This window comes from Ekhidna sp., assembly GCF_965227465.1.
Classification (GTDB): Bacteria; Bacteroidota; Bacteroidia; order Cytophagales; family Cyclobacteriaceae; genus Ekhidna.
Genome location: NZ_OZ245746.1, coordinates 1418649 through 1444547, shown reverse-complemented (window position 1 = coordinate 1444547; position 25899 = coordinate 1418649). Strand labels below are relative to the sequence as shown.

30 protein-coding genes are annotated in these 25899 nt (G+C 38.5%); 15 read left to right on the top strand and 15 right to left on the bottom strand.

What is annotated here, in order from left to right; all coding sequences use genetic code 11:
- Nucleotides 1-67: 67 nt before the first annotated feature.
- The 7 genes from ACO05G_RS06600 to msrB all read left to right on the top strand — a co-directional run bounded on the left by ACO05G_RS06600 (nucleotide 68) and on the right by msrB (nucleotide 5425).
- On the top strand, nucleotides 68-1072 hold the full coding sequence (locus ACO05G_RS06600) for a hypothetical protein (protein WP_421765244.1): 1005 nt from the start codon (nucleotides 68-70) through the stop codon (nucleotides 1070-1072).
- 39 nt (nucleotides 1073-1111) lie between these two features.
- A complete protein-coding gene (locus ACO05G_RS06595) occupies nucleotides 1112-1591 on the top strand; it encodes a hypothetical protein (RefSeq protein WP_421765243.1) in 480 nt (159 codons plus the stop codon).
- A 54-nt stretch (nucleotides 1592-1645) separates the two neighbouring features.
- The gene (gene lhgO, locus ACO05G_RS06590) at nucleotides 1646-2842 is read left to right on the top strand and encodes an L-2-hydroxyglutarate oxidase (protein ID WP_421765242.1); all 1197 of its coding nucleotides are present in this window, start codon (nucleotides 1646-1648) and stop codon (nucleotides 2840-2842) included.
- Nucleotides 2839-3303 (top strand): GNAT family N-acetyltransferase, encoded by a 465-nt coding sequence (locus tag ACO05G_RS06585; protein WP_421765241.1) that lies wholly within the window; start codon nucleotides 2839-2841, stop codon nucleotides 3301-3303. Before lhgO ends, ACO05G_RS06585 begins: the two co-directional genes overlap by 4 nt.
- Before the next feature lie 359 nt (nucleotides 3304-3662).
- Entirely contained in the window at nucleotides 3663-4142 is a 480-nt protein-coding gene (locus tag ACO05G_RS06580) for a hypothetical protein (protein ID WP_421765240.1), read from the top strand.
- A gap of 208 nt (nucleotides 4143-4350) precedes the next feature.
- Complete coding sequence (locus ACO05G_RS06575; RefSeq protein WP_421765239.1) at nucleotides 4351-4878, top strand: DinB family protein; 528 nt, start codon at nucleotides 4351-4353, stop codon at nucleotides 4876-4878.
- A gap of 58 nt (nucleotides 4879-4936) precedes the next feature.
- Entirely contained in the window at nucleotides 4937-5425 is a 489-nt protein-coding gene (gene msrB, locus ACO05G_RS06570) for a peptide-methionine (R)-S-oxide reductase MsrB (RefSeq protein WP_421765238.1), read from the top strand.
- Here msrB and ACO05G_RS06565 read toward each other — a convergent pair.
- Nucleotides 5391-6371 carry a YheT family hydrolase gene (locus ACO05G_RS06565; RefSeq protein ID WP_421765237.1) on the bottom strand — a complete coding sequence of 327 codons (981 nt, stop codon included), beginning with the start codon at nucleotides 6369-6371 and terminating at the stop codon, nucleotides 5391-5393. The two genes, msrB and ACO05G_RS06565, sit on opposite strands and share 35 nt — an antisense overlap.
- 61 nt (nucleotides 6372-6432) lie before the next feature.
- Between ACO05G_RS06565 and ACO05G_RS06560 the strand changes: the two genes are divergently transcribed.
- Nucleotides 6433-8829, top strand: coding sequence for a TonB-dependent receptor (locus ACO05G_RS06560; protein ID WP_421765236.1), 2397 nt, complete (start codon nucleotides 6433-6435; stop codon nucleotides 8827-8829).
- Here ACO05G_RS06560 and ACO05G_RS06555 read toward each other — a convergent pair.
- From ACO05G_RS06555 to ACO05G_RS06525, 7 genes are all read right to left on the bottom strand, one after another.
- Nucleotides 8822-9709, bottom strand: coding sequence for a hypothetical protein (locus ACO05G_RS06555; RefSeq protein WP_421765235.1), 888 nt, complete (start codon nucleotides 9707-9709; stop codon nucleotides 8822-8824). The two genes, ACO05G_RS06560 and ACO05G_RS06555, sit on opposite strands and share 8 nt — an antisense overlap.
- A 69-nt stretch (nucleotides 9710-9778) precedes the next feature.
- Entirely contained in the window at nucleotides 9779-10636 is an 858-nt protein-coding gene (locus tag ACO05G_RS06550; protein WP_421765234.1) for a DUF5777 family beta-barrel protein, read from the bottom strand.
- Nucleotides 10623-11057: a YceI family protein gene (locus tag ACO05G_RS06545; protein WP_421765233.1), complete on the bottom strand. Its 435-nt coding sequence runs from the start codon at nucleotides 11055-11057 to the stop codon at nucleotides 10623-10625. Before ACO05G_RS06545 ends, ACO05G_RS06550 begins: the two co-directional genes overlap by 14 nt.
- 115 nt (nucleotides 11058-11172) lie before the next feature.
- A complete protein-coding gene (locus ACO05G_RS06540) occupies nucleotides 11173-11964 on the bottom strand; it encodes a SprB repeat-containing protein (RefSeq protein WP_421765232.1) in 792 nt (263 codons plus the stop codon).
- A 64-nt stretch (nucleotides 11965-12028) separates the two neighbouring features.
- Nucleotides 12029-12805 (bottom strand): hypothetical protein, encoded by a 777-nt coding sequence (locus ACO05G_RS06535; protein WP_421765231.1) that lies wholly within the window; start codon nucleotides 12803-12805, stop codon nucleotides 12029-12031.
- 80 nt (nucleotides 12806-12885) lie between these two features.
- On the bottom strand, nucleotides 12886-13359 hold the full coding sequence (locus ACO05G_RS06530; protein ID WP_348281373.1) for a DUF2452 domain-containing protein: 474 nt from the start codon (nucleotides 13357-13359) through the stop codon (nucleotides 12886-12888).
- Nucleotides 13352-13486, bottom strand: coding sequence for a hypothetical protein (locus ACO05G_RS06525; protein ID WP_421765230.1), 135 nt, complete (start codon nucleotides 13484-13486; stop codon nucleotides 13352-13354). Before ACO05G_RS06525 ends, ACO05G_RS06530 begins: the two co-directional genes overlap by 8 nt.
- Nucleotides 13487-13533: 47 nt before the next feature.
- Between ACO05G_RS06525 and ACO05G_RS06520 the strand changes: the two genes are divergently transcribed.
- On the top strand, nucleotides 13534-13902 hold the full coding sequence (locus ACO05G_RS06520) for a DUF3127 domain-containing protein (protein ID WP_348281375.1): 369 nt from the start codon (nucleotides 13534-13536) through the stop codon (nucleotides 13900-13902).
- Here ACO05G_RS06520 and ACO05G_RS06515 read toward each other — a convergent pair.
- Nucleotides 13899-14156 carry a hypothetical protein gene (locus tag ACO05G_RS06515; protein ID WP_348281376.1) on the bottom strand — a complete coding sequence of 86 codons (258 nt, stop codon included), beginning with the start codon at nucleotides 14154-14156 and terminating at the stop codon, nucleotides 13899-13901. The two genes, ACO05G_RS06520 and ACO05G_RS06515, sit on opposite strands and share 4 nt — an antisense overlap.
- Nucleotides 14157-14242: 86 nt before the next feature.
- Between ACO05G_RS06515 and ACO05G_RS06510 the strand changes: the two genes are divergently transcribed.
- A complete protein-coding gene (locus ACO05G_RS06510) occupies nucleotides 14243-14818 on the top strand; it encodes a DUF2911 domain-containing protein (protein ID WP_421765229.1) in 576 nt (191 codons plus the stop codon).
- Here the strand turns inward: ACO05G_RS06510 and ACO05G_RS06505 are convergent.
- On the bottom strand, nucleotides 14793-15236 hold the full coding sequence (locus tag ACO05G_RS06505) for a DUF302 domain-containing protein (protein ID WP_348281378.1): 444 nt from the start codon (nucleotides 15234-15236) through the stop codon (nucleotides 14793-14795). The genes ACO05G_RS06510 and ACO05G_RS06505 overlap by 26 nt on opposite strands.
- A gap of 140 nt (nucleotides 15237-15376) precedes the next feature.
- On the opposite strand from ACO05G_RS06505, the gene ACO05G_RS06500 reads away from it, so the two are divergent.
- On the top strand, nucleotides 15377-17308 hold the full coding sequence (locus ACO05G_RS06500; RefSeq protein ID WP_348281379.1) for a SpoIIE family protein phosphatase: 1932 nt from the start codon (nucleotides 15377-15379) through the stop codon (nucleotides 17306-17308).
- Nucleotides 17309-17326: 18 nt separating this feature from the next.
- On the opposite strand, the gene ACO05G_RS06495 is transcribed toward ACO05G_RS06500, so the two are convergent.
- From ACO05G_RS06495 to ACO05G_RS06485, 3 genes are read right to left on the bottom strand one after another with little or no spacing between them, the layout of a single operon-like run.
- Nucleotides 17327-17566 carry a hypothetical protein gene (locus ACO05G_RS06495; protein WP_348281380.1) on the bottom strand — a complete coding sequence of 80 codons (240 nt, stop codon included), beginning with the start codon at nucleotides 17564-17566 and terminating at the stop codon, nucleotides 17327-17329.
- A gap of 7 nt (nucleotides 17567-17573) precedes the next feature.
- Nucleotides 17574-18821, bottom strand: a complete 1248-nt coding sequence (locus ACO05G_RS06490) for a response regulator (protein ID WP_348281381.1) — start codon at nucleotides 18819-18821, stop codon at nucleotides 17574-17576.
- Nucleotides 18822-18847: 26 nt separating this feature from the next.
- On the bottom strand, nucleotides 18848-20746 hold the full coding sequence (locus tag ACO05G_RS06485) for an ATP-binding protein (protein ID WP_348281382.1): 1899 nt from the start codon (nucleotides 20744-20746) through the stop codon (nucleotides 18848-18850).
- Between the two features lie 408 nt (nucleotides 20747-21154).
- On the opposite strand from ACO05G_RS06485, the gene ACO05G_RS06480 reads away from it, so the two are divergent.
- From ACO05G_RS06480 to ACO05G_RS06465, 4 genes are all read left to right on the top strand, one after another.
- Nucleotides 21155-21718 carry a SiaB family protein kinase gene (locus tag ACO05G_RS06480; RefSeq protein ID WP_348281383.1) on the top strand — a complete coding sequence of 188 codons (564 nt, stop codon included), beginning with the start codon at nucleotides 21155-21157 and terminating at the stop codon, nucleotides 21716-21718.
- Nucleotides 21719-21757: 39 nt separating this feature from the next.
- The gene (locus ACO05G_RS06475; protein WP_348281384.1) at nucleotides 21758-22147 is read left to right on the top strand and encodes a DUF1987 domain-containing protein; all 390 of its coding nucleotides are present in this window, start codon (nucleotides 21758-21760) and stop codon (nucleotides 22145-22147) included.
- Between the two features lie 13 nt (nucleotides 22148-22160).
- Nucleotides 22161-22670, top strand: a complete 510-nt coding sequence (locus tag ACO05G_RS06470) for a hypothetical protein (RefSeq protein ID WP_421765228.1) — start codon at nucleotides 22161-22163, stop codon at nucleotides 22668-22670.
- Nucleotides 22671-22738: 68 nt separating this feature from the next.
- Nucleotides 22739-23161, top strand: a complete 423-nt coding sequence (locus ACO05G_RS06465) for a thioesterase (protein WP_421765227.1) — start codon at nucleotides 22739-22741, stop codon at nucleotides 23159-23161.
- Here ACO05G_RS06465 and ACO05G_RS06460 read toward each other — a convergent pair.
- Together ACO05G_RS06460 and ACO05G_RS06455 are read right to left on the bottom strand one after the other, a co-directional pair.
- Nucleotides 23156-24475, bottom strand: coding sequence for a YihY/virulence factor BrkB family protein (locus tag ACO05G_RS06460; RefSeq protein ID WP_421765226.1), 1320 nt, complete (start codon nucleotides 24473-24475; stop codon nucleotides 23156-23158). The genes ACO05G_RS06465 and ACO05G_RS06460 overlap by 6 nt on opposite strands.
- 168 nt (nucleotides 24476-24643) lie before the next feature.
- Entirely contained in the window at nucleotides 24644-25876 is a 1233-nt protein-coding gene (locus tag ACO05G_RS06455; protein WP_421765225.1) for a metallophosphoesterase, read from the bottom strand.
- Nucleotides 25877-25899 lie beyond the last annotated feature (23 nt).

The following is a 25899-nucleotide window of genomic DNA, read 5'->3' as shown; positions in this document are numbered from 1 at the left end:
CATGATTTTAAAAAAGGGATGTAATAACATCCCTTTTTTGTTTACTAACCTTAAAAAGGTTCAAATCATGACGTACTGCATCAAACTTCGCAGATACTTACCTCTGCTGCCATTTATCATCCCGCTACTATGCATTTTCGTTGTAAATAGCTCACTATTTGAGGATGATCCCGTATCTCTTTCCGCAGCAATTACATTTGATCTGCTTATCTCCACACCTGTTCTTTATTTTCTTACCATTAGAAAAAGTACGATTCCAAAATCAACGGTTGTCCCGGTCTTCATACTTGGCATTATAATAGCCTTTATTATCCTTCCATCTGAACATCAATATTACTTGACATTGGTTAAAACATGGTTTTTACCAATTCTCGAAATTTCAATAATCACCTATGTGATCATAAGCATACGGAAAGCTTTCAAACAGGCCAAATCAGATAACTCCGTTGATTTTTTCACCTTAGCGAAAGAAGCTTCAGCCAAATTATTTCCTAAGAAACTGGCCATACTTTTCGCAACAGAACTTTCTGTTTTTTACTATGGTCTAATGTCATGGCGACATAGCGTACTGAAGCCGAATGAGTACACCTATCATAAAACTACCAGTACCAGAATGACGCTGGGTGTATTCATCGGATTAATAATTATCGAAGCTGTTGCCGTTCACTTATTGCTGCAAAGTTGGAGTAGCATTGCCGCATGGATCTTAACTGGCATCAGCATTTATGGTTGCCTTCAAATATTGGGTATTCTAAAATCTCTCTCGAGAAGACCCATTGCTATCAATAAAGAAGCTGTTACCGTCCGATATGGCATTATGAACGAAGCAGCCATTGCATTCGAAAACATCAAACACATCACCCCTTTTACCCAGTCGGTAGAAAAAACTGATGGATATGTTCATCTATCACCTTTCAAAGACATGGAAGGGCACAATGTTTTAGTTGAACTACATGAGGAGATGGATTTAAGCGGTTTCTACGGAATCAAAAAAACTTTCAAAAAACTTTTAATCTATGTCGACAACCCAGATCAATTAATTCAAAACCTGAATGATAACATGGCCTCATAGAAAGCTAAAAAACCCACTACTTTTGCAAAAAAAAAATCAATGGAGAAAGAAAATGTTGAGATAATTCCCGGGGAAGGGCTTGGCAAATTGAAATTTGGGATGTCAAGAAGTGAAGTTGAGAACCTTTTAGGGAAGCCGGATCATCAGGAAATTACTCATTACAGCGATGATGAATCTGATAAAAGTGATGCATGGGAGTATCATCCATTGAGACTTGACCTCTCCTTTGAGGAAGCGGAGGATTGGCGCCTGATGATTCTATCTGTTTCTTCTGAAGACTACCTCTTAAAGGGATCTTCTCTGATTGGGTTGGATTTTGATGAGCTAATGGAAGAGTTAGAAGTATTAAAAATTTCAGACCTTGAAATTGAAGATCTTTCATCCGAAGATCATCCGGATCAAAAACTTATTTCTTCAGAAGCGTTAGCCATTAATTTTTGGTTACATGACAATATTCTGGAGGAAATTCAGTGGGGACCTCAATTCATTGACGATAACACCATTAACTGGCCCTCATAAACTTGTCAATCAAACGAAAGACGTTCATCTTTGCGGGACTAGTCATTCAGGTTTATGTATAATGTCGTTATAATCGGCGGAGGTATCGTTGGGCTTGCCTCTGCATTGAAGATCAAAGAAAAGAATCCCAATTACAAAGTAGCCGTTATTGAAAAGGAGCGTACAATTGCTCAGCATCAAACAGGCCACAATAGCGGTGTTATACACTCCGGGCTCTACTACAAGCCAGGAAGTTTCAAAGCAAAAAATTGTGTTGATGGTTACAATATGCTTGTTGACTTCTGCAACGAAGAAGAAATACCCTATGAACTGTGTGGTAAAATCGTGGTGGCTACCAAGGATAGCCAGATGGATGCACTTAAGACGCTGCATGAAAGAGGCATTGCAAACGGGCTCAAGGATATCAAAAAACTATCTGGCGAGGAATTAAAAGAGTATGAACCTCATGTAGCTGGGGTCAGTGGCTTGTACGTTCCTCAAACTGGCATCATAGATTACAAGCTGGTGGCGGATAAGTACGCCGAGAAGTTTAAGCATTTTGGTGGTGAAATATTTTCATCCAACAAGCTAAAATCTTTTAAAGAAGAACGTGGGTTCATTCATGTTCACACCGAGAATGAACGATTAACCACTCGATTAGTCGTAAACTGTTCAGGACTGTATACAGACAAAGTAGCTAAACTTTCTGGGGCGAAAATTGATTACAAGATTGTTCCTTTTAGAGGAGAGTACTATAAGATTAAACCAGAAAAAGAGCATCTGGTAAAGAACCTTATCTATCCAGTCCCTGATCCCAACTTTCCATTCCTGGGAGTTCACTTTACCCGTCATATTGATGGTGGAATTGAGGCAGGACCTAACGCGGTGTTAGCGTTTGCACGAGAAGGATATAAGAAAAGCAACATTAACATGAAGGAATTAATGGGTACGCTTTTTTACCCGGGTTTCCTGAGAGTAGCAGCTAAGTACTGGAAAACCGGAATGGGTGAAATGTATCGTTCTTATTCCAAAGGCGCTTTTACCCGCGCACTTCAGGAATTGATACCTGAGATTCAGAAAAAAGACCTGATAAAGGGCGGTGCTGGCGTTCGGGCGCAGGCATGTGACCGAAAAGGTGGTTTGATTGATGATTTTTTGGTTGTTGAGCATGATAAGTTTATCAATGTCGGAAACGCCCCCTCTCCTGCCGCAACATCTTCTTTGGCTATTGGGGAGCGAGTAGCCCAAATGGCAATTGATCGATTGAAGTGATACTAATTAGAGAAGCTACGTTTGATGATGTAGATGAGATCATTGATCTCTTCATGTCCACCGTGAAAGCGGTAAATAAAAGGGACTATTCTCCTGAACAAATAGCTGTCTGGGCCAGCACTAAGGACCGAAATACCTGGGGTAAGAAAATCGAAAGCCAACATTTTTATGTGGCAAATATTGATGATCAGATTGTGGGTTTCTCATCCATTGACGATACCGGGTATTTGGACTTCATGTACGTTCACAAGGACTTTCAAGGTTGTGGTATTGCCAAAGCCTTGCTTGAGGAAGTAGAATTTAAGGCCAGGAGACTTCAACTGACACGGATTCACTCCTCAGTCAGCATCACAGCACAACCCTTTTTCAGGTCGAGGGGGTTTGAGACATATGACCAGGAGCATAAAGAACTTAAGGGCATTGCATTCACCAATGCTTTGATGGAAAAGGTTCTTCAATAATCCATATTCCATTGCCTCGGTTCGTGTCCTCACGAAACGAAATGAGGGGTTGGTTTGTGAAGACACAAACCATGGCATAAGACACTTGGGAATCACTAGAAAAATATAACATAGGGCATTCAGATCCCCAAGTCTCACTACTACGTCGTTCGCAAGGGGATTACGGGCATTACGCAACAAACCGTTTTTGTATATTTGAAAGTGCGTGTTATATCCGGTTACAAGCCTGCCTTACCGGCAGACAGGTGACTACAAATGTTTAAATGTCGTTTTTTTGACTGATATTGAGCACGCTACCTAATACAAAGATAAATAGCGCACCCAGTGCGTGTTATATTAATGTTATCCGCCATCCCGCCATGGATATCAAATCTCAAATAAGAAAACTCAAATTAACTGGGACTTTATACCTGTGGACATACACAGAGAACGACAGGAACTACTCTGGTTGGAACCTCAGCACAACTCCGGAATCATTGAGCGATTTACATGAACTTTTGAACCTGATGGAACAGTGTCAATGGTCAACAACTAAAACAATTAGAGTTCAACCACCAACACCTACACAACTCAACACTGTAAACAACAGAAATGGTAAAGCAAACTGGAAATCAACTTCAGAACTCATTCTTAAAGCGAACAAGAACGTTGATGCAGATTCATGGAATTATCGCATTGGAACGAACAACCTCGAACTGACATTTGGAACCAAGAAACTCGTTGAATTAAGAAATTCGCTGAACAAAATTTCCAAAGGAAACGGAGATTTTGCCATAACAGATGAACTAGATGAAAACATTCTTTACTTCTGGCCGAACAACCAACAAACAGGAGCATGATAGTTGTTATGCGAAAGTACCCCCACATCTGGCGCAAGCGTCCGCTTGTGACTACTCACAAAATAAAGTTCTGCCTTGGTTCGTGTCCTCACGAAACGAAATGAGGAGTTGGTTTGTGAAGACACAAATCAAGGCATAAGAATCCTAGCATATTATTATGTTAAAGTCATTGTTCGTGTCGGGAATGAACCTTGCTTATCTTTATTAGATGCAATTTGATTTAGAAAAATCCACCCCTATACTGGAACGAACTCCTGATATTCTCAACCAACTCTTAAGAAATTTACCTAACGATTGGGTTAGTCATAACGAAGGTCCTGACACCTGGAGCCCGTTTGATGTGGTCGGCCACTTAATCCATGGTGAAAACACGGATTGGATTCCGAGAGTGAAAATCATTTTGGCACACGGTGATACTGAAGCTTTTGAACCATTTGATCGGTTTGCTCAATATGAATTGAGTAAAGGGAAAACCCTTGATTCATTGTTGGACGAGTTTCAATTACTTCGGAAAAAGAATATTCAAGAATTAAAAGGACTGAAACTTACCGATCAGGATTTACTAAAAACAGGTCGACATCCTGAATTAGGGATTATCACTTTGAAAAACCTTTTAGCTGCCTGGGTTGTTCATGATCTAGGTCACATTAATCAAATCACGCGAGTAATGGCCAAACAATACACTCATGAGGTGGGTGTATGGACGCAGTATATGAAAGTCTTAGGCAAGACATAGGTATTAGCTCCAAAACAAATAATGAAACCGAATCGCACTAAATAATCGTTTGTCTGATATGAAAAATTTAATCGTTCTTTTAACCATCACCTTTTCTTTTATCTCCTGTGCTCAACAAAAGCCTGAAAAGAAAAATCAAGAATCAACTAGTTCAATTGAAAAAATAGAAAAATCAGAGACTGAGTGGAAAGCTGAATTAACTGATTTTGAATACTATGTACTTCGTGAAAAAGGAACTGAGAGAGCTTTTACTAGCGAACTCTTAGATAACAAAGAAGAAGGAACTTATACCTGTGCAGCATGCAAACTTCCCTTGTTTGAATCCGCTACTAAATTTAAATCAGGAACCGGATGGCCATCCTTTTATGAACCCATCAATGAAGTGAATGTTGCAGAAGAAGACGACAAATCCTATGGAATGGTACGCACTGAGGTGTTGTGTGCACGATGTGACGGTCACTTAGGACATGTATTTCCTGACGGGCCAAAACCAACCGGATTGAGGTATTGCATCAATGGAGCTGCTTTGAAGTTTGAGGAAAAATAACTTCACTTATAAACCAATCAGCTGCATGTTCCATGTAGCTCCATTGGCTTTTTGGAAGCGTAAAACCTACATGCCCTCCTTTCTCCGGCATTTCTAAATAGATGTTATCGCTATTTTCAGCCAGATCTATTGGGTAGCACTTATCGCCTAACATTGGGTCATTTATGGCATTTACGATGAGTAATGGTATTTTGATATTGGGTAGGTACTGATCACTTGTTATTTTATTATAGAAATCATCAGCACTGGAATATTCACGGTGAACCTTAAGTGTAAATTGTTCATCCAACTGTCGGAAATTCTTAACGTCTTTAATTCCGCTTACATCCATGTCCACCACCTCGGCCTTCGTAAGGATTTTTTCTTTCAACCGCTTAACAAATCGTTTTTCGTAGATTCTACTTGCTCCTTTCCGCAGCATTTCCGCACTGTTTTGGACATTACAGGGCACGGAAAAGGAGATTGCTCCTTTAATTCTTTCATCCGGAGCTCTTTCTCCCAAATATTTTTGTTGCATGCCCCCTCCCATTGAGTAACCAATAAGTACAATTTCTTCATAGCCATGGCTAAGCCCATGATCGATAACTGCTGCAATGTCCTCTGTGGCACCATGATGATAAAATCGTGGTAATCGATTCATTTCTCCACTGCAACTGCGGTTATTCCACGCTAATATATCCCAACCCTGCCTTGAAAAATATTCGGCGGGACGCTTGATATAATGTCGGTCTGAACTACCCTCCAGACCATGGCTTAGAATAATTAAGCGCGTATTATCTTTGTTTATCCAATCCAAATCGAGAAAATCACCATCGTCAAGTTCCAGTCGCTCTCTATCGTAATCAATGCCTTCCACTTCATAAAAAAGTGATGGAATAATAGTTTCGAAATGACCGTTGATAAAATACCAGGGCCTTTTATGATATTTGGACTTTATTATGGGCATGAACGGCTCAATTTTTGCGCAATTATTTATAACGAATCAATATTTCGAAATTAGTTACTGAATGAGACATAATCTCAAGATTGCCCTTCTACTTTGCTTTATATCCTTTCAATCATTTTCACAAAACGCTTTAATTGTAGATGATGCGACAGGAAAACCGATCGTGGATGTCTTCATATATCACGAAAACAAAGAAAATGTAGCCTACAGCAACGAAAAAGGGCTTGCTAATATCAGTGACTTTCCCAAAGGATTGGTTTTTTTTCAACATCCTTCCTACTATCAACAATCCATTGCATACCTGGGAAGTGACTTGAGGGTCTCCTTAAAAGAAAAAATCATGTCTTTTAATGAGGTAGTGATCTCAGCAAATAAATGGGAGCAAGCTGAGGAAAGTGTTTCTCAGAAAATTATGACTATCAACAGAAAAACAATCCAATTTCAAAATCCACAAACATCTGCAGATTTATTAGCAGGTTCGGGTCAGGTTTTTGTCCAAAAAAGTCAATTGGGCGGTGGCTCCCCAAAAATTCGTGGTTTTGCTGCAAACTCCGTGCTTTTGGTTGTAGATGGTGTGCGTATGAATAATGCAATATTTAGAAGCGGGAACCTACAGAATGTCATTAATATAGATCCAAATGCGCTTTCGAGTTCTGAGGTAATTTTTGGTCCGGGTTCTGTAATCTACGGCAGTGATGCTCTCGGGGGTGTTATGGACTTTCATACGATCGACCCTGGTTGGTCAACCGATAATCAGGCAGATATTAGAATTAACACGCTGGCCAGATATAGTACAGCAGCAAACGAAAGAACCGGGCATGTTGATCTTTCAGTGAGCCAAAAACAATTTACATTCTTTCATTCCTCATCATTCACTTCATTTGATGACCTGAGAGCTGGTAGTAATCGGTCCGGAGGGTATGAAGGTGAATTTGAGAGGACTTTCTATGTGGATCGGATAAATGGCCAAGATCAACTTATCCTTAACGAGGATGTCGATATTCAGAAATTCTCCGGTTATGACCTTTTCAATACGATTTCCAAAATTAAGTACAGGTTAGGTCCAAAAACAGATGTGAGCTATGGGTTCTACTTCAGCACAACTTCAGATATTCCCAGGTATGATCTCTTATCTGAGACGTCTGGACCAGATACGGATTCACTTGCAGCAGCAGAATGGTATTACGGTCCTCAGAAGTGGCAAATGCACAATGTTAAATTCAATTTCTATGGAAAAAATGCGCTCTTCGATCAAGCTAAGCTGACATTGGCATACCAAAGATTTGACGAAGGCAGAAATGACAGAAACTTTGGGGACGACAGGCTCAGGACTAGAACTGAAAGTGTGGATATGTATACTGTTTCATTGGATTTTGACAAAGAATTTAGAAATTCCAACCTTTATTATGGAATGGATTTTTACCATAATGACATCCATTCGGAAGCATTTAGAAGAAATGTTGAGACCGATGAAATAACAGAAGCCAATAGCCGATACCCAAATGGAGGGAGTGATTATACCTCTTTTGCGATTTATGGTAGCTATGTAAATCAATTGTCTAGTCAGGTTACTTTCAATAGCGGATTAAGGTTCAATACCATCAGTCTTCAAGGAGAAACGAGTGACGTTCAAGCATTAAATAATAATTTATCCGAAATTGATTTGACAAATTCCGCCTTCAATGGGTCATTAGGTTTAGCAATCAATTTGAACGAGCTGAATAAAATAAGCTTGAATTTCTCAACAGGATTCAGATCACCAAATATTGACGATGTTGGGAAAATATTTGATGTTGGAAATAGCCTGGTGGTTCCCAATCCTGATTTAAACCCTGAATATTCACTCAGTTATGAGGTTGCTTACCAACGAAAGTCAGGGGTCTCGCTGTTTAGAGCAGTAGCGTTTCACAGCAGATTGTTTGATGCGATCATCGATGGACCTTTCACTTTGAATGGGAGTAATACGGCAACTATAGACGGGGAAACATTGGCAGTTTTTGCTAAAGTGAATGCCGGTGTTGCGGAGATCTACGGGGGTAGTTTGAGCTATACCGCAGAGGTGGCAGCTAATTGGGCACTATCTAAGACCATTAGTTATACCGGCGGGAGAGATATTACTAATGATCAGCCACTCAGACACACAACTCCTATATTCGGAAAAGTGTCTGTTACTCACAAGAAAAGAAAATTTCGCTCCGAATTTTACTTCGAGTATAATAGCAACCGAAACAGAAGCGATATTCCTTCAGCTGAAATTGACCGAAAACCCTATCTATACACTGATGAAGGCTCACCAGGATGGTATACACTCAATGTAAAAACGAGCTATCAAATCAATGAGCATTTCAATTTTAACCTGGGACTTGAAAATATATTAGATAAACACTACCGTCCTTATTCTTCCGGAATAAGTGCTCCGGGAAGAAACCTCATTTTTGCATTAAGAGCAACTATTTAAAAAATCGGAAACCCAGGGTTAGGTCTACTCTTGTAAGAGAAAAATCTGCTGGAACTATGTTGCCATTATTATCAAACTCTCGCAGATTTGCAATGTTGACCTCCGCACCTACACCTATCCCAACATTACGATGCAATAGGAAATCATAGCTAACACCCACAACAGCGCCGAAAGTATGTCCTTCCTGGTAAAAAGGAGCGCCATCAGCTAAACCATCTGTTCTGTATTTGACAACTCCTCCGGAAATGAAATAATTGACTATCTGATCATCGTAGAGAAAATTTCTAAATCCCAATAATAAGCCAACATACCTAAAGCTCACTTTCTCATCCCTAATACTTGAAAAGCCGAACGCTGTGCTGACGGGAGGCTGAAAATCTTCGTCTGCACGAGTGAATATATAATTGTATTTGGCACCTATTCCCACATCATCTGATATAAAACAACTTAATTCAGCTCCTACATTCCATAGCGATTGCAGCTGCTTTTTATAAGAATTGGGTAATCCATCATAACCACCAAGTTGATAAGTATAGCCGGTATTCAGAGATAGCCTAAATGATGCAGGAAGGAATTCTTCATAAACAACTGGTAGATCTTCATATTTATCCGGTAATTCTTCACCCTTGTTTAAGGGATCAATTTTCTCATTATTTTCTTCAGGATCAGCTTGCTGGTACGATTGAACTTGCGTCAGAGGAAGGCGAGATCGCATAAGTAACACTCCGCTCTTTCCATATACAGAAAAATGGATAAAATCATTACCTATTCGGGTGATCTTGCATTCAATTGAATCTCCTTCTGCAGTTACAATTAAGTCCTGAGAGAAAGCACAATGGGATGCTATCAAAATAGTCAAAAGAGTGATTAACTTCTTCAATGTTCCTAATTATCCGATGAAGATATTAAGAAGTAAGAAGTCTAAGCTAACAGTGAAGACAAAATGCTATTATTTATTTGGTCTGAGATCAAAAACACGTGTAATATTAAATCCGTAGTGAATCTCACCATCCCAAAAATCATCTGAGGTTTCACCTATAAATCCACGCTCATTCATCTGCACCGCATTTGTGAAATGCAGCTGGAATACATGGCCGCCTGTTTCGATATCAACTCCTAAAGCGAAAGAGTTTTGGAATTGTACAGATTTATCAGTCAAAACCGGATAGTATTCACTTACAATTGCTATTCTATTGGATACTTTATACCTGCCCCCTAGGCCAATCGCAATTAATAGGTTATCATCCTGGTCACTAGCGACCAAATTTCGCTGAATTATTGTTGGAGCTACTTGAAAACTGAAATTAGAATTGAATTTTCGAGCGAAAAGTAATTGCGCGGTATAGGTGTTTCGATCTATGCCATTCAATCCAATTTGCTCAACTGTTTTTCGTGCGAAACTGGAAAATAAAGTTGCGGAAACTGGAAATTCACTTGATTGCCGAACGAGCCTGTATTTTGCAAAGACATCAACCACTTTATCAAAGGATGCTCGGCCTATTCCAATGTTTAGGTTATCAGTAACTCCATACTCCAAACCGAGTCGAATGGTGGAAAAATCCAAACCATAAAAGCCATCATATCCTGAATCCAGTGTTCCAAAACGGTGACTAATAATAAATTCTAAAACTCCATTAGAACGTGTTTCCACTGAGTGGCCATTGATAACTCTTGTCCCTTTAAAGGTCGCTGAAACATATCCTTTATCTTTTGCTTCTTCTGACTCCAAAAGTTCCATCAATTCATCTTGCGCAAATGCAGAAAACCCGAGGAACGTAACTAAAAGAATGACACTAATTTTTTTCATAGGGAGTGTATACGAATTTAGCTGTTACTTCTACTTCCTCAGCTATGTTATAAAACACGGCTTTTGGAATTTTAACTTTATAATCTTCCAATAAAATAGGAAAAATCGTCTCGATCGTTATTGAATCACCATCGAAAGTAATTTCACCGGAAATTGAAACTTCATTAGCTACTCCGTGTATTTCAAGTAATCCTACAGCCCTTGCCGAATTTGTGCCTTTTCCCTGATCCCAATCTCTTAATTTGCCTTTGAATGTTGCTCTTGGGTATTTGTCTGATTCCAGGTAGTTTTCATTGAAATGTTCTTGCATCAATTTCTTTTTAAAGTCGAAAGACTTTATAGGTATCACTATCACTATTGCATTACTCTCAAGATCAATAATACTGCTCGCAGCCTCATTTATGGCTTCAATGTCTTCCATTGGCGCGTCTGAAAAGAAGCGAACATGTGATGTTTGGGATTTAAATTTTTGCGAAAATCCAGCGAGGCACGCGAATAAAAAAGCTAAGAATATCAGTTTTCTTATCATGAGCCATTTAGTTGTCTTTTGCTCCATCATCTACCCAACAGGCAATCATGGCTACTTCGTCAGCTGTAAGCATTCCTGGAGACCGTGGCATGGAACCACTCTGTGTTCTGGATTTAATACCCGAAGCTTTTGAAAGAATATCCTCTTTCTGTGTCCAGTTGCGATCTGAACCGTTATCACCATTGTGGCATCCTGAGAAAGTGCACTCTCTTTGCAGGAGAGGCATAATATCTGCAGATAAACTAATAGTGGAGCTAACATATATCTCAGAAGAACTTGAGCATCCTGTCCCATCAGTAACAGTAACTTCATGATCCCCAGTACTAATACTCGTAAATATATTTTCAGACTGGCCTGCCGATCCATCAATTGAATAAGTAAAGGAGCCATCCCCTCCTGACGCAGTTACTTCAATGGTACCTGTTGCGTTGATACAATCAGATTCCGTAGCGGTTAATTCCAATGAAAGACCACCATTACTTTCCAGCGTCGAATTTAGAACATCTGTACACCCATCTGCATCCATTACCTCAATGGTTAAAGAACCTGCCGCCAGGCCGTCAAATGTATTGGACGACTGGAAATTGATTCCATCAATACTGAATTGATAGGGTGAGGTACCACCAGATGCCGTGACACTGATACTTCCTGTGGAACTACATGTTGGTTCGGAAGTGGATGAGATACTTAACGAAAGATCGGATTGTGCACAATCGATACCCGGATTTTCACTGTTGTTAGAGCAGCTTGAGAATATGAATAGTGCTATTAGCAATAAGATGCAGATAAAATTTTTCATACTTCCGAATGTTTATTCTATCTCAAGTTAGTTAATTAATGTAACAACATTAAAAGTATGTACCCTAATTATCACCCGCACCATCATCTACCCAACAAGCAATTAAAGCAATATCAACATTTGAAAGTGTGCCATTCCGAGGCATACTGCCAGTCTGAGTTTCAGATTTGATACGTTGGGCATTATCAATTACGGCAGAACTAGAAGTTAAATTGGGAGGTACGGTACCATTATGACAATTTGATATAGAGCAATTGGAAGATATTATTGGCATAATATCATTTGACAAGCTAGTGTTGGTCTTGACTCTAGTCTTCTTTGTAACAATGCAATTTTCTTCATCTTTAACAGAGACTTCATATTCTCCGGCGGATAAATTCATGAAATTGTTAGTATTCGAAAAAGAACCATTTTCAATTGCATATGAAAGGTTTCCAGTTCCTCCGCTTGCATCTGCCATTATCGAACCATTCGCTGATGAGCAATTGGCATTCGAACTTGATAAGGTCAGTGTGATTCCTGTTGGCTCTGATGCTAAATTAAAATTGGTTTGAGATGAACACCCCTTGCTATCAATAATTGTAATCGTATAGCTCCCGGCATATAGGTCTTCAAACCTTTCAGATTCTTGAAATTCAATTCCATCAAGACTATACCTGTAAGGTAATTCTCCGCCTTGACCTGCTACATCCAGGAATCCCGGTACATCACAGTCAGATTTTTGAGAATTGATAACTTCTACTGACAAATCTGAAGAAGAACAATCTATGCTGGTCTCACTTGAATTTGAACAGCCATAAATAATTAGCGAAAGTGAAAGCCAAAAGGAAGTAATTTTCATTATTCGATGCATATGGACTTTAACTAACGTAAAATATGAATGTTTAGGATTCCTGGACGGATAAAATTAAACTTAAAAGGTTAGTATCGATACTCATCACTCTTAGTTTGCACAATCTCCCATGTATGATCTGATAGTAATCGAACTTCAGCTTCAAATGATTCATAGGGAAGCGATTTTCCCCATTCAGGTGGACTTACCATGGATAATAGGTCCGTGCCATTCTTTTTCCTGTAAAGAAAATAGACTTTTCCCACGACGGGTTGAAACGGAACATGTGCCTGATAGATTCGCTCTGACACTTCTACTCTACTTTGCAGGTATTTAGCCTGCTCAATGAGTGTTTGCATTTGCTCATACAGCTGACGAAATTGTCTATCCGTCTGGTCATGCATGGAAGCTATTGCCGTTCCTTTTATTCGACCTTTATCTTCTGGTTTAATGATTGCACTACCTGCGTGATGTGCGTATTCAATCAAGCCGGGAATATCGGTAATCTTATCCTTCTCCTTTTCTAAATCTATTCTCGAAATATCTACTTTATTCTTACTCATCCGATTGCTCTACTTCAGTCTTTTTCCAAGGAGCTTTTGTTCTTTGACTAAAGTCAATGACAATAAAAACCATAATTATTATGAAAATGATGGCTCCAATCAGGAAATATTTCTTAGACTTTGTCATACTTGCATGTTGAACCAACAAAGTTTAACAATAGTTTTAAAAAACATATGATAGTAGAAGGCAAAATCGTAGAAAAATACGATACACAAACCATTAAAGACACTTTTAAGAAAAGAGAGTTTGTATTAGAGTATGCAGAAAACCCTCAATATCCGGAATTTGTAAAGTTTGAGTTAATTCAAAGCAACTGTGAGCAACTTGATACGCTAAAGATAGGTGACGAGGTTACGGTTAATTTTAACTTAAAAGGAAGAAAATGGACTGATCCCCAAGGTCAGGTCAAATACTTTAATAGTCTACAAGCATGGCGAGTGGATCCAAAAACTTCCTCAGGTGCTAGTCAGGAAACAGCTCCACCCCCATCTCAAGAGTGGGCGAAAGAAGATTTTTCTCAAGATGATGATCTACCTTTCTAACGTTTCTTTCGGAAGGTAATTGGAATATAATCATCAGTTGGTAGTCCTAGATGAGCCAGATCCCAGTTTTTATCATAACCATTAACCAACTGGCGAATACATTCCACACGATCTTCCGTTGGGTATGGACAATCATCCCAATGAAAAATTTCAACTCGGTAATTATATTGCTTTTTGATGCCATTAACCCGCACCTCTACTTCAATATCTTGTTCCTCATTAAGTTGGGGTATTTCAATTCCAATTATTCCCATATTAATAATAGTTTTTATATTCAACCGGCAAATAATATACCCAAAACTGTAACCTACTATTTTTCAGTACGTTATCGACTAACTCAATGAATACTTCTTTTCAATTTCGGACAATTTTTCGTTCAAAATCAATCATCATTATGATGTTTGGTTTTACGATAATAACCTGCATAAGGTGCACTTCTGATCCTCAGAACAGACCCTCTCCACTAAGAAAGGATACTGCTTCAATTGATGGGGTTGGTGTATTGATTGAATTTAGTAGTCCAGGAGTAAAAGGGCGAGAGATTTTCGGGGATGGACCAGACTATCTGGTTCCTTATAATGAATTATGGAGGACTGGTGCAAACCATGCCACCTTTTTATCAGTAAAAGATGAAATGTTTATTGATACATTAAGTTTGGACAGTGGAAATTATTCCATTTTCACAATTCCAACTAAAGACGAATGGACAATTATTTTTAATGCGGAATGGAACCAATGGGGTAGCTACAACTATAAAGACACACTTGATGTAATTCGACTGAAAGTAAAACCTAAGTACGCTGATCAGTCTCAAGAACGTATGCTTTTCTATTTTGCGGATGATTCCTTGAAATTCAGATGGGATAGAGTCCGATGGGCAATCCCACTCACTAGTCGTCCCTCAATGCTTCATTAACAACTCTAATCTTCAAACGTGACATACTAGTGATTATGTCTTCACATTCCTGGAGTAGAAACCGTTTTTTCATGATTTTAGGATCGAAAAATCCGATATAAACATCATTATTTTCTTCCCAAACCAATATTTTCATTGGTAAATCAAGTGCAGTAGTTTGTCTGCATGATATAAGTTCAATCATCAAGTTTGGATCTTCAAACAATATCATTCGTGTAGGTGGAATGGTTACTCCGTATTCCTGAGCAACTTTATCATGCTCTACTGTTTCAAAATAAGCAAGCTTCTTTTGTTTGATTATTTCTACAAGCCTTTCTACGGTTTCATCTACTGATCGCGTACTTCTGTAAGTGGTTAAATTTTGAGCATTTATACTCAAAGACACTAACAGAATTGTGGCGGTAATTAAGAACTTCATCTTTAGAATTAATTTGCGAATACGAATATAATACGTTCATAGCAAGAAAGGGACCAAAGTGGCCTGTACTTATTGTATTTATCCCATAGATTAGCAATAGGAATAGATTATTTTTACTGCGAAACGGATAACCCCGATCTATGAACATATACGCCAAACTAACCATACTCTGTCTTTTCTTAGTCTTGTTCACCGCTGGTGTCTTATCTTTTTTCGCTGATCAAAAAGTAGAGCAAACGCTAAAAGAGGAGATAGTTACGAGCATGACCCAACAGTCTAAGGGTATAAGCTCAGATATTGGGAGGTTTATGTTCTCCAGACTAAATGACGTAAAATTAGCTGCAAAAAATTCGTATTTCTATAATCGAAACCACAACCCAGAAGAACTTACCAGAAAGCTTCAAGAACTGGAAAGTCTAAATAACCTATACTATTCGTTTTCTTTTTTTGATACAAATCGCGTCCGAATTGCTGATAGCAAAAGGATCTCAATAGGTAAACAACATCCGAACACTTTATACTGGACGAAACTACAAGAAGGACAAGATGCAACGGTTGACGTTTCAAAATCAGAGTCGGTCGGACGTGTAGTTATGCATTTTGCGTCTAGAGTAGTTGACAACATCGGAAATGAATATGGTGTTTTGGTTGGAAGAATTTTAGTTGATGAGCTTTTCAAAATTGTTGGAGAATATTCCTTAAGCTCAGACTCTTCCAGGAATCTCGATATTCAACTCATTGATAGCGAAGGATTAATCCTTTATTCAAATACAGATCCATCGAACATTTTAACTTCAAACTATGATAAATTCAATCTGATTTCCTCACTAAATGAGCCCGGTGTTAATTTTTTAGAAACGCAGGAAGGTCTTTATTTTGTGACCAGAGAAACCAACTACTTATCCTTTAACGGTAATGATTGGATTCTCATTTTGAGTGTACCGAAAGAGAGAGCTTATGCCCCACTTTCACAAATCAGAAATCAGATATTATGGGCTGTTATTCCGGTCATTGCCATCGCAATTATACTATCACTGATTGCAGCCAACATATTCGTGAAACCGATTGTTAAACTAAGTAATGCGGCAGAAGAGCTTAGTAAGGGGAATTTAGATGTTGAACTTCCTACTGGGTCAAAAGACGAAATAGGAAAGCTTGCTAAGCAAATGGCTAGCACCTCTCAAAGTTTGATCGGTCAGATAGAAGAGCAGCGGCAAACCAATAAGCAGCTCATTGATCAAAAGACGCAAATCGAAATGCAAAAAAATCAGCTTGTGTCTGTTTCATCCCAGATCAGGGACAGCATTAGTTATGCAGAAAGAATCCAACGATCTACACTTCCTCCTATTAGTACATTAAGAGGTGTTTTTCCAGAATCGTTTGTGATGTATCGGCCAAAAGATATCATTGGAGGAGATTTCTATTGGTTTGAGCGTGTTAGAAGAGGAAATAACGAGTACATGATTGTGGCATGTGGAGACTGTACTGGCCATGGCGTACCTGGTGCCATTATGTCCATTATGGGGAGTAACCAGCTAACCAATATTATTTATTATCAAAACTACCTAGACCCTAAAAAGATCATTTCGCGCCTTGACAAGGTAATTAAGTTTGAGCTTCAGCGAGAAACAGAGGAGGTTAATAGAGATGGAATGGAAATAGGAATCTGCGTTATTGATCTTGATACGCTTAAAATGGAATTTGCAGGGGCTGGCATTCCACTGCGGCTTATGAAGCATGGAAGTAATGAGATGATAATCTACAAGACACCTCGGCAAATGGTTGGCGGAATTGAGGGCGATGAACAGCAAGTATTTGCACAGCTGACCAAAGAGGTTATTCAACTAGATGTTAAAGATCGTATTTTTCTTTCCTCAGATGGATATCAAGACCAATTTGGCGGTGAATCTGATAAGAAATTTATGTCAAAAAATTTCAATAAGCTGATCGAAGAATCGTCCGATAAGCCAATTCTTGAGCAGCAAAAAATTATCGAAAAAACATTTAGTGAATGGTCTAAAAATACAAGTCAAACCGATGATGTTTGTGTATTAGGCTTTGAAATTAAGTAGTAGAGTGAGTCTGTTATTCTATTGAGGAGCTAAGACATTTTCATCAACCTTCATATCATATAGCTCAGATAAAGCATCATTTAGTTGATCCATCAACTCGTCATCCATTTCCACATCAGGATTTAAGTCTTCCATTTCCTTTAGCGTATGTCCTTTTGAGCGAATAGCGTCAACTGACCTTAGACATATTCGTGTCCAAGACTGTGGGCTAATATTATTCGTGCACCACTCTTTAAAACTGCTTGCCTTTGTAGCCATTCAACTATTAGAGTTTAAATCCTATGATTGAAATATCATCATTAAGACTTGATCCTGCCTTCCATGATTGCAGGTTACTCATTAAAAATTCTCTTTGTTCCGCCATGGATTTACCTTTGATACTCTTCAGCATTTCCTCAAATTTTTCATAAGAAAATTTGACTCCATCCTCGTTGGTCTGATTATAATATCCATTGGAATACATATAATATGAAGCATTTGGCTCGATACTGATTTTATCAGCGATTGCGTCTTCAAAATGGTCACCTTCATCACCCTTCAGTAAAGTAGATTTACTCTCATTGAATACAATCATATCCTGATTGATGCCGCTAAATTGTAAAGTTTGTGCGTTATGATCAAATACTGCGACAGAAACTTTTAAGTCACATTGCAGTTCATCAGATCCGGCGGCATCAAGTTCATATTTAAGTTCATTGATAATTTCACCTGAGTGGAAAATTTTTCTATCATGAGTAAGGTAGTTGAGTACAGAGTCAGCAATAAGTGTTTTCAATGAACCTACAATTCCCTTACCATCAAATTCAATCAATGAAACCACGGTGTAATCTTCCGATCTAAAATTTAGCCTGGTGGTCCAAACGAACTCCTCACTAAATAGATACTTGGTTTCAAAGATGACAAAGTGATCCTGAAATTGTCTGCTTAGATAGCGATCGTTAGGTAGCATTGATTGCTGTAGTAACCCAGCATACCTGATACTATCTATCAAACGTTTATTAATCTTATTGAGCTCTTCTGTTCGCGCTCTCACCCTACTTTCCAACTCTACATTACTATCTTCCAGCTCTTTGATGTGTTCCTCACTTTCTGCAGCTTGTTGATATGTTTCAATAGCTCGCTCGAGCACCCCTTTCATTTCATCAAAATTCCAGGGTTTGGTTATGTACTTGAAAATGCCACACCTGTTTATTCCGTCCTTAATAGCTTCAATATCTGTAAATCCAGTAAGAATAATTTTAATGACATCCGGATGATCGGGAAGTATTTTCTCTAGAAACTGGGTCCCGGTCATTTCAGGCATTCTCTGATCAGTAACGATTACCTGAATATCTTCCTCATTTAGTATATCTATCGCCTCAATTGGGTTGGTTGAGGTATGGACATTAAAAAACTTTCTAAAATTCGCTTTAAAAACTCTAAGGTTTGTAGCCTCATCATCGACATAAAGAAGTGAGAATTTCTTCTTTTTTACTGGTCGATCTATTTGTTGCTGGTCATGAATCTCTTCCATCCTACACTTATCTTAATGTTGTTAAATTAATTACTCTCTGCAACTTCCTCTTCCTTCTTCTTTATAGGGGTGATTTTCTTTGGCAAATTGATAACAAATTCTGTCCCTTTACCCACTTCACTTGTTAAATCTATTTTACCTCCATGCTTTTCTATAATTCCATAAGTAATTGACATGCCTAAACCTGTTCCCACTCCTACTTCTTTAGTAGTAAAAAATGGTTCCCAAATTCTATTTTTTAATTCTTCTGGAATACCGACTCCATTGTCTTTGATCCTAACAAATACTTCATTGTCAGCTTCTTCCGTATAGATCGTAATTTCAGCATCCTTTTTATCATCAGGCATTGCTTGCACGGCATTATTGAGAATGTTCATAAATACCTGGTTAAGCTGACCTGGGTAACACTCTATGTCATGCATGCTCTCATCATAATGCTTGGTAATTTCGATCTTACCTTTCGTCTTGTTTCTAAGAAGTGTGAGAGTAGCATCAATGTTTTCATTAACATTGGCATTCTTAGCCTCCTCTTCATCAAGTCTGGAGAATACCCGTAAACCTTTTACAATTTCAATCGTCCTTGTAACACCGTAGTTGATGTCATTTATAAGGTCATCCAACTCATCTACGATCTCATCATACTCATGCTCTTCTTTAAGCTCTTTCACTGACTCTAACACTTCTTCCGCATCCTCACCATCGTCAATTCTCGTGTATTCTTCAGCAATTTCACGCATTGCTTCTATAGACATCTTTAGTGATACCATACCACTTGAGATGAAGTTAATTGGATTGTTAATCTCGTGTGCAATCCCAGCTGTAAGCTGACCTAGTGAGGCCATTTTTTCAGAATGTACCAGTTGAGACTGGGCTCCCTTCAAAGAATCAAGAGCATTTGACAATTCTTCTCTCGACTTTTGCTCGTTTTCCAGCAAGGACTGAAGCTTTTTCTCAGCAAGGAACAGTTTCTCATTATCCTGCAATTGCTTGTCAGCAAGCTCCCTAATTTCAACCTCAGAATCCTGAAGTTTCTTATATGCGAGGTTCAATTCATCTTGTGCCGAAATCAAACGCTCGTTAATTTTAATTTGCTCCTCAGATGATTTGAGCAACTTCGCCTCAGATTCCTCAAGCTTAAGGTTTTTCTCTTCCAGTTCTTTTCTGGATAAATAAAGTTTCTTATTAATTAGCTTCTGTTTCTGGAAGTTGATTTTGAGCTGCTGCTCTGACTTTTTAACTTTTACAAAGGCTTTGTTTGCTGATAAGTAATTTTCACTCGCAAGTTTTACCAGCGGTCTAAATATGAAGAAGCCTTGTACCAAGAAAATTCCAACGAAAAGCGAAAAACCAACATACTCAGCTAGACCTAAACTTGCACCTCTGTTTTGTGCCGTGTCAACAAAATAATCGGTGACATTTGTTGTGGCATCTGAGTACCTCCTTAAGGTATTGATTAATGAAGTAATCGATCTTCTTAATGATAGGAAGTTTACATCAGACTGATTTTCTGTATAGTTAACATCTAAAATATTTTTAGTGTTTGTATTCATGTCAAAGAAGAGAAACTTAAGCTCTTCTTGCAATTCCAGATACTCATCGGATTGGGAGGGTTGCGTCAGGTTTAATTCAGAGCTACCATTTAAAAGTGCCTGATGCCCCCTCTGCCATTGTGGATACACATTTCTTAACTCATTTTTGAAGTACGTGAACTGCTCCTCAGTTCTTGCATACCCCATCCCTATGGCAGCCTTTACAATCTGCTGACCCATAGTGGTTTGGTTTGCAGAAACCTGAACAACTTTCGGATCCTGGTTAAATGAGTTGGTAATCTCTTTTTGGAGGACAAAGACGTAATATGCCACCGCCCCTATCAAAACCAATGCCGTGAGAATATAGACATTGGAATATAAATCCTTCTTTAACATACCTTGAACATAGTTGGTTAAACTCTTAACTAGTTAATCTACTGGCATAAGGATTAAAAAAATCCTATTAGCAAGTCCCTCAAATCTATAGCAAAAAAACGTTTATTGGAAATATTACATTTTTATACTTATATACCATTAGAAGTTGCTAATCAAATTACTTAGCGACATTTCAGCGTTCACAACCTCTACGAAAATACTAAAGAAAAGCATAATTTGCCTTTTGATAAGTTTTTAGTCATTTAAGTCTGATAAAGATCATAGTTTTACCGTTTGGAATAATTTCGGGTTGGAGTGCTGACGACCTTAATCCATTGATAATCACCATGAAGTTTTAGGTGCTTAAACATTTGGTTTAATTAGTCATAAGTTCTTACTTTTCCAGCCCAAAGAAAATTACCCCTATTTATGGATTATCTGAGGAGCTACAAAAACATATATGACCAGAACATTATTCTAATGTTTAAGGGTGAATTGACTTTTGATCTAGTGACAGCTATGATTGGAACACTTGAAGAAAGATTAGAAGAGTTGGAAGAAAATAGAAAGGTTAAAAAGAAATTCTACAACGTAGCTACGGAGTGTATTCAGAATCTTTATTATCACCTGGATGAAGTGAATGCTGACGACATGAAAGTAAGTAGCTATGATTCCAACTCTGCGTTAATAATGATTGCCGCAAGAAAGCGATTTTATAGTTTACAGACCGGAAACTACATCCCTGCAAGTAAGACGAAAGAAATTCAAAAAAGACTTGATGACATCAACTCGGTTGATGCTGATGAATTAAGGGCTTTATACAAAAAGGTTTTAGCTGAACAGGAATTTTCTGATAAGGGAACTGGTGGGTTAGGCTTTATTGACATTGCTAGAAAAACTGGCGGCCAAAAGTTGAGATACAAATTTCAACCGGTAACTGACAAGGTGAGTTATTTTACTTTTCAAATTAGACTACCAAGAATTGAAGGTTAACATCACAAAAAACATAAACCAATAACCGTAGAGAAATTTATGGAAAAAATATTCATCGAACCGACACGAACAACCCCCTTGATCAATTTCGATCCAGATGAAGGTTTATTGGAAATGAAAGGAAGATCAAGTCCTGAAAACTCTATTCAGTTCTATCAGCGCGTGCTTGATAATTTAGATGAATATACAACGTCTGGTGGGCCAGAATTTACCGCCAACATTGCATTCGAATATTTTAATACCAGCTCATCCAAATGTCTCTTTGATGTTTTCAAACGAATGAGTAAAATTGAGAATAGTGGAAGAAAGATCACTATTAACTGGTATTACGAAGAAGGTGATGATGATATGATGGAAGCCGGTGAAGATTATAGTGACCTCCTAGATTTAAATTTTAACTTCTTTGAAATAGAAGAAGATGATATGTGATTGCAAAACCTAAATGAATAAAAACCAGGAGCTTTACTATGATGAGATTGACAGTCTCAGAAAATTCAGATCAAAGATTGAGACCCATGCAATCTATAAAGAGGATTTGGATGCTTTCTCAGATGAATATGAGGAACTTGTAGCTCAGGCGAAAGTAATTACACGCGTTTCAGATCGACTACAGAAAAAGCTAGATAATGCCAACCTACAAATCCGGGAACAAAACGATGAAATCAAGGTGAAGAATACTCAGCTTGCTGACACAGTCGATCAGCTGGCTAAAGCCAAAGTAGGAAGAAGAGCCTCCACCATATTATTCACTGTAGCTGTTATTCTTTTCATCTTGGAGCAAGTCCTCTTAGAGCCGATTATCGATGAAATGTTTGACACGCAATTTGTGAGTTTAGGAATTCTTGGAGCATTATTCATTCTTGTAAAGTTTTCTGAAGGGGCGCTCGAAGGCTACTTCATGAATAAAGAGAAGAAGAAGATACTTGCAAAAGAAGAAAAGCAGGCAGGATGACTTTAAATCCCAAACAGCAAAAACTTGCCAACCAGGTAACCAACGGACTTAAATTCCCACTTTACTTAATGAAGAGCCTACCAATGGGCTGGATTGCCGGTCTTCGGGTCAGAGAGCTTACTCCTGATAAATGTACGACCTCCGTCCCATTCAAAAACCTCAATAAAAACCCATTTAAATCAACCTATTTCGCCGTGCAGAGTATGGCTGCAGAGTTATCAACTGCATCACCATGTCTTCTGGCAATTACCGGACAAAAGCCTTCTGTGGCCTTTATCATTGTAGATCTCAAAGCTACCTTTAGCAAAAAAGCTACGGGTAGAGTGTACTTTACCTGCGAGGATGGGCAGAAAGCATTTGAAGCAGTAGAAAAGTGCATAAAGACCGGAGAGGCCGCTGAAGCCAAATTTAAAACAGTAGGTAAAATGAAAGATGGTACCGTCGTATCAGCGTTTGAGTTTACCTGGTCATTCAAACAACGATCATCATAGATCCTTAAGAAGGATATTTGCCTTACCTGCCTTCCACTGTTCTTCGATTTCTTCCAATTTATCTTCTATATTCTCAAAGGCTTTTGATTTTCTAGGATCAAAATCACTCATTCCTTGCTGCTCATATCTTGTCAATATTTCGTAAAGATCCATTTTATGAATATCGAAGCTGGGCTGATAAGCTATATCTTCAGAATCAATTCGCGTTATTAATTCTGATTTTTCCAAATCATAACAAATATCCACCACATACCTTCGTGGAACATTTATTTTGCTTGCTAGTTCATTCAGTCTCAAGGCACCTTGCCCCTTCTCAAATCTTTTTATTACCCTGTAAAGCAGCAAAAGCATTAACTTCTTTCGATGACTGAGGCTAAGTTTTAGCTTCTCAGAGTTCATCTCCCACTGGTCTATGTATTGAACACCGTAACATATTTCTGCACCAAATAATACGATCAGCCAGCTAATCTGAAGCCAGATTAAGAACAATGGAAGGAAAGCAATACTTCCATATATAGCGTCGTACTTTGCAAATGCAAACTGTAAGGATATGAATGCCTGCTGATTAAGTTGATATAAAGTGCCTGCTACTATCCCCGCAGAAAGTGCTGGCCAAAACTTAACTCGCGTGTTTGGGAAAATTAAATAAAGACCGAAAAGCAAAAGCCAAAGGATTGTGTATGGCAGTAACTTTAGCAGGAAGACGATACCAGATCTAATTTGGCCTAAAAATTCCATCTGCGAAATGAATTCTTGAATGGTATCTTTTACTAAGATAGTTGCACTACTTGCTACTATGAGTAGAAGTGGGCCTAGCAAAATAACTGCCACATAATCTGACACTTTCCGCTCCCATCTCCTATTTTTCTTAATATCCCACATGTCATTAAAGGCAGCCTCAATGTTCATCAATAGTCGTATGACGGTAAAAATCAGAAAGATGATGGAAATTCCTGTTATAATTCCGCCGCTTGCTTCATTGAGCATTTTATCTGCAAAAGAGAGAACGTTCTTTAATATTTCTTCCTGTCCGGTAAAATACTTATTGAGCTCCTGGTCCATTAGTTTTCTTATGCCAAAAGCTTCTGCTATAGCCACCACCATCGCGATAACTGGCACCAATGAAAGCATGGAAAAATAAGTCAGAGCAGAAGCTTTCTCCGCACATTTATCGTGGATGAATTCTTTAATGGCAATCACCCAAACTCTTATGAATCCATAAAGGTAGCGCCTCCTTTTTGGTAAGGATTTGAGCTTAAGTCGCCATAGGTCTACTTCGATAAATTGACGTACTTGATTAAGTTTTTTTGCCATTCAATCCTGATTTTGGCGAAAGATAAAAAGAATTGCTTACCTCACTGAATAGTATTTTAAAAGAAAAAGGGGCTAAGAGCCCCTTTTTCACCTAATCACCTGTAAAAATCACCTATCATTCTATGACATGAAGATGTAGGTATAACAACTAATCCGTTGTGACCCCTATTAAGATCTTTTTAATTCTAAAATGGTAATCTCCGGTAAAATTCCAATACGTCCCGGGTATCCGAGGAATCCGTACCCTCTATTGACATAGAGCGACTGATTTCCTTCACTATATAAATCTGCCCATTGTTTATATCTATACTGAACAGGGCTCCATCTAAAATCACCAATTTCAATTCCAAATTGGAATCCATGTGTGTGTCCAGCCAACATTAAATCGATATCCGGATATTCCTGTCTTATTTGTGCATCCCAGTGACTGGGGTCGTGAGAAAGTAAAAGCTTGTAAGGGATCTCCTCTGCCCCAGAAATTGTTTTCTTCATGTCACCATATTTAGAAAACCGCCCGGACCCCCAGTTTTCACAACCCAGGATTGCAATTTCCTCACCATCAACTTTAAGCGTTCTATTCTCATTCAATAGCAAATCATACCCCATGTAAGCATGCATCTTATGTAGATTCTGAATATCCTTTTGTTTTGCTTCCTCTGAAGACCAATTGGTGTAATCGCCGTAATCATGATTTCCCATGACTGAATAAACGCCTAGCGGAGCATTTATCTTTTTGAAAATATCGAGATACTCTTTCGCTTCTTCACTTCTATTATTTACTAAATCACCTGTAAAAAACACTGCATCTGGTTTTTGCGCATTTAACAAATCAACTCCTCCAGCTACGGCAGTTTTATTAAAAAAACTACCGGTATGGATATCGGAGATTTGTGCAACTCTAATTCCATCAAATGATTTAGGGAGGTTTGGGGAATAGACGATTCGATTTCTGACGCGATAATCATGAGCACCAGAGATAACTCCGAATGTCATGGTGGCAACCGGTATGGCTCCAGCAATAATGGCTGATTTTTGCATAAACTCTGAGCGGGAAGTCGAATGCTTTTCTTCTACCATTGGAAAAAGGTTCACGATCCAGGTAACTCCTCGTCTGATATCTTCTAACAGAAGGAAAACAGTTGCGAATACTTTCCCAATGAAAAGGACAAAAAAGAACGTTGTGATATATAGCCTCAAGTCTGCAAATAGTTTGGGATCTATTTGTCGGTAGAGCAACACCCCAGTTAGAGACACTATACTCACTGCCCAGTAACTGGTCAGAACGAATCTTCTCCAAATAGGCGTCAGACCTTCTGAAAGTGATTTAACTGCGACAAAAACATAAATATCCAGCGCCAGGTAGATGGACACCAGAAAGACTACAAAGTATATTCGACTCATAATAAAAAATCCCCTCGGTGAAC

Excerpts from the sequence above, each read along its gene's own strand:
- ACO05G_RS06600 (WP_421765244.1), top strand. The coding sequence starts at position 68 with ATGACGTACTGCATCAAACTTCGCAGATACTTACCTCTGCTGCCATTT.
- ACO05G_RS06595 (WP_421765243.1), top strand. The coding sequence starts at position 1,112 with ATGGAGAAAGAAAATGTTGAGATAATTCCCGGGGAAGGGCTTGGCAAA.
- lhgO (WP_421765242.1), top strand. The coding sequence starts at position 1,646 with ATGTATAATGTCGTTATAATCGGCGGAGGTATCGTTGGGCTTGCCTCT.
- ACO05G_RS06580 (WP_421765240.1), top strand. The coding sequence starts at position 3,663 with ATGGATATCAAATCTCAAATAAGAAAACTCAAATTAACTGGGACTTTA.
- ACO05G_RS06575 (WP_421765239.1), top strand. The coding sequence starts at position 4,351 with ATGCAATTTGATTTAGAAAAATCCACCCCTATACTGGAACGAACTCCT.
- msrB (WP_421765238.1), top strand. The coding sequence starts at position 4,937 with ATGAAAAATTTAATCGTTCTTTTAACCATCACCTTTTCTTTTATCTCC.
- ACO05G_RS06565 (WP_421765237.1), bottom strand. The coding sequence starts at position 6,371 with ATGCCCATAATAAAGTCCAAATATCATAAAAGGCCCTGGTATTTTATC.
- ACO05G_RS06560 (WP_421765236.1), top strand. The coding sequence starts at position 6,433 with ATGAGACATAATCTCAAGATTGCCCTTCTACTTTGCTTTATATCCTTT.
- ACO05G_RS06550 (WP_421765234.1), bottom strand. The coding sequence starts at position 10,636 with ATGAAAAAAATTAGTGTCATTCTTTTAGTTACGTTCCTCGGGTTTTCT.
- ACO05G_RS06545 (WP_421765233.1), bottom strand. The coding sequence starts at position 11,057 with ATGGAAGACATTGAAGCCATAAATGAGGCTGCGAGCAGTATTATTGAT.
- ACO05G_RS06540 (WP_421765232.1), bottom strand. The coding sequence starts at position 11,964 with ATGAAAAATTTTATCTGCATCTTATTGCTAATAGCACTATTCATATTC.
- ACO05G_RS06535 (WP_421765231.1), bottom strand. The coding sequence starts at position 12,805 with ATGAAAATTACTTCCTTTTGGCTTTCACTTTCGCTAATTATTTATGGC.
- ACO05G_RS06530 (WP_348281373.1), bottom strand. The coding sequence starts at position 13,359 with ATGAGTAAGAATAAAGTAGATATTTCGAGAATAGATTTAGAAAAGGAG.
- ACO05G_RS06525 (WP_421765230.1), bottom strand. The coding sequence starts at position 13,486 with ATGACAAAGTCTAAGAAATATTTCCTGATTGGAGCCATCATTTTCATA.
- ACO05G_RS06520 (WP_348281375.1), top strand. The coding sequence starts at position 13,534 with ATGATAGTAGAAGGCAAAATCGTAGAAAAATACGATACACAAACCATT.
- ACO05G_RS06515 (WP_348281376.1), bottom strand. The coding sequence starts at position 14,156 with ATGGGAATAATTGGAATTGAAATACCCCAACTTAATGAGGAACAAGAT.
- ACO05G_RS06510 (WP_421765229.1), top strand. The coding sequence starts at position 14,243 with ATGAATACTTCTTTTCAATTTCGGACAATTTTTCGTTCAAAATCAATC.
- ACO05G_RS06505 (WP_348281378.1), bottom strand. The coding sequence starts at position 15,236 with ATGAAGTTCTTAATTACCGCCACAATTCTGTTAGTGTCTTTGAGTATA.
- ACO05G_RS06500 (WP_348281379.1), top strand. The coding sequence starts at position 15,377 with ATGAACATATACGCCAAACTAACCATACTCTGTCTTTTCTTAGTCTTG.
- ACO05G_RS06495 (WP_348281380.1), bottom strand. The coding sequence starts at position 17,566 with ATGGCTACAAAGGCAAGCAGTTTTAAAGAGTGGTGCACGAATAATATT.
- ACO05G_RS06490 (WP_348281381.1), bottom strand. The coding sequence starts at position 18,821 with ATGGAAGAGATTCATGACCAGCAACAAATAGATCGACCAGTAAAAAAG.
- ACO05G_RS06485 (WP_348281382.1), bottom strand. The coding sequence starts at position 20,746 with ATGTTAAAGAAGGATTTATATTCCAATGTCTATATTCTCACGGCATTG.
- ACO05G_RS06480 (WP_348281383.1), top strand. The coding sequence starts at position 21,155 with ATGGATTATCTGAGGAGCTACAAAAACATATATGACCAGAACATTATT.
- ACO05G_RS06475 (WP_348281384.1), top strand. The coding sequence starts at position 21,758 with ATGGAAAAAATATTCATCGAACCGACACGAACAACCCCCTTGATCAAT.
- ACO05G_RS06470 (WP_421765228.1), top strand. The coding sequence starts at position 22,161 with ATGAATAAAAACCAGGAGCTTTACTATGATGAGATTGACAGTCTCAGA.
- ACO05G_RS06465 (WP_421765227.1), top strand. The coding sequence starts at position 22,739 with ATGAAGAGCCTACCAATGGGCTGGATTGCCGGTCTTCGGGTCAGAGAG.
- ACO05G_RS06460 (WP_421765226.1), bottom strand. The coding sequence starts at position 24,475 with ATGGCAAAAAAACTTAATCAAGTACGTCAATTTATCGAAGTAGACCTA.
- ACO05G_RS06455 (WP_421765225.1), bottom strand. The coding sequence starts at position 25,876 with ATGAGTCGAATATACTTTGTAGTCTTTCTGGTGTCCATCTACCTGGCG.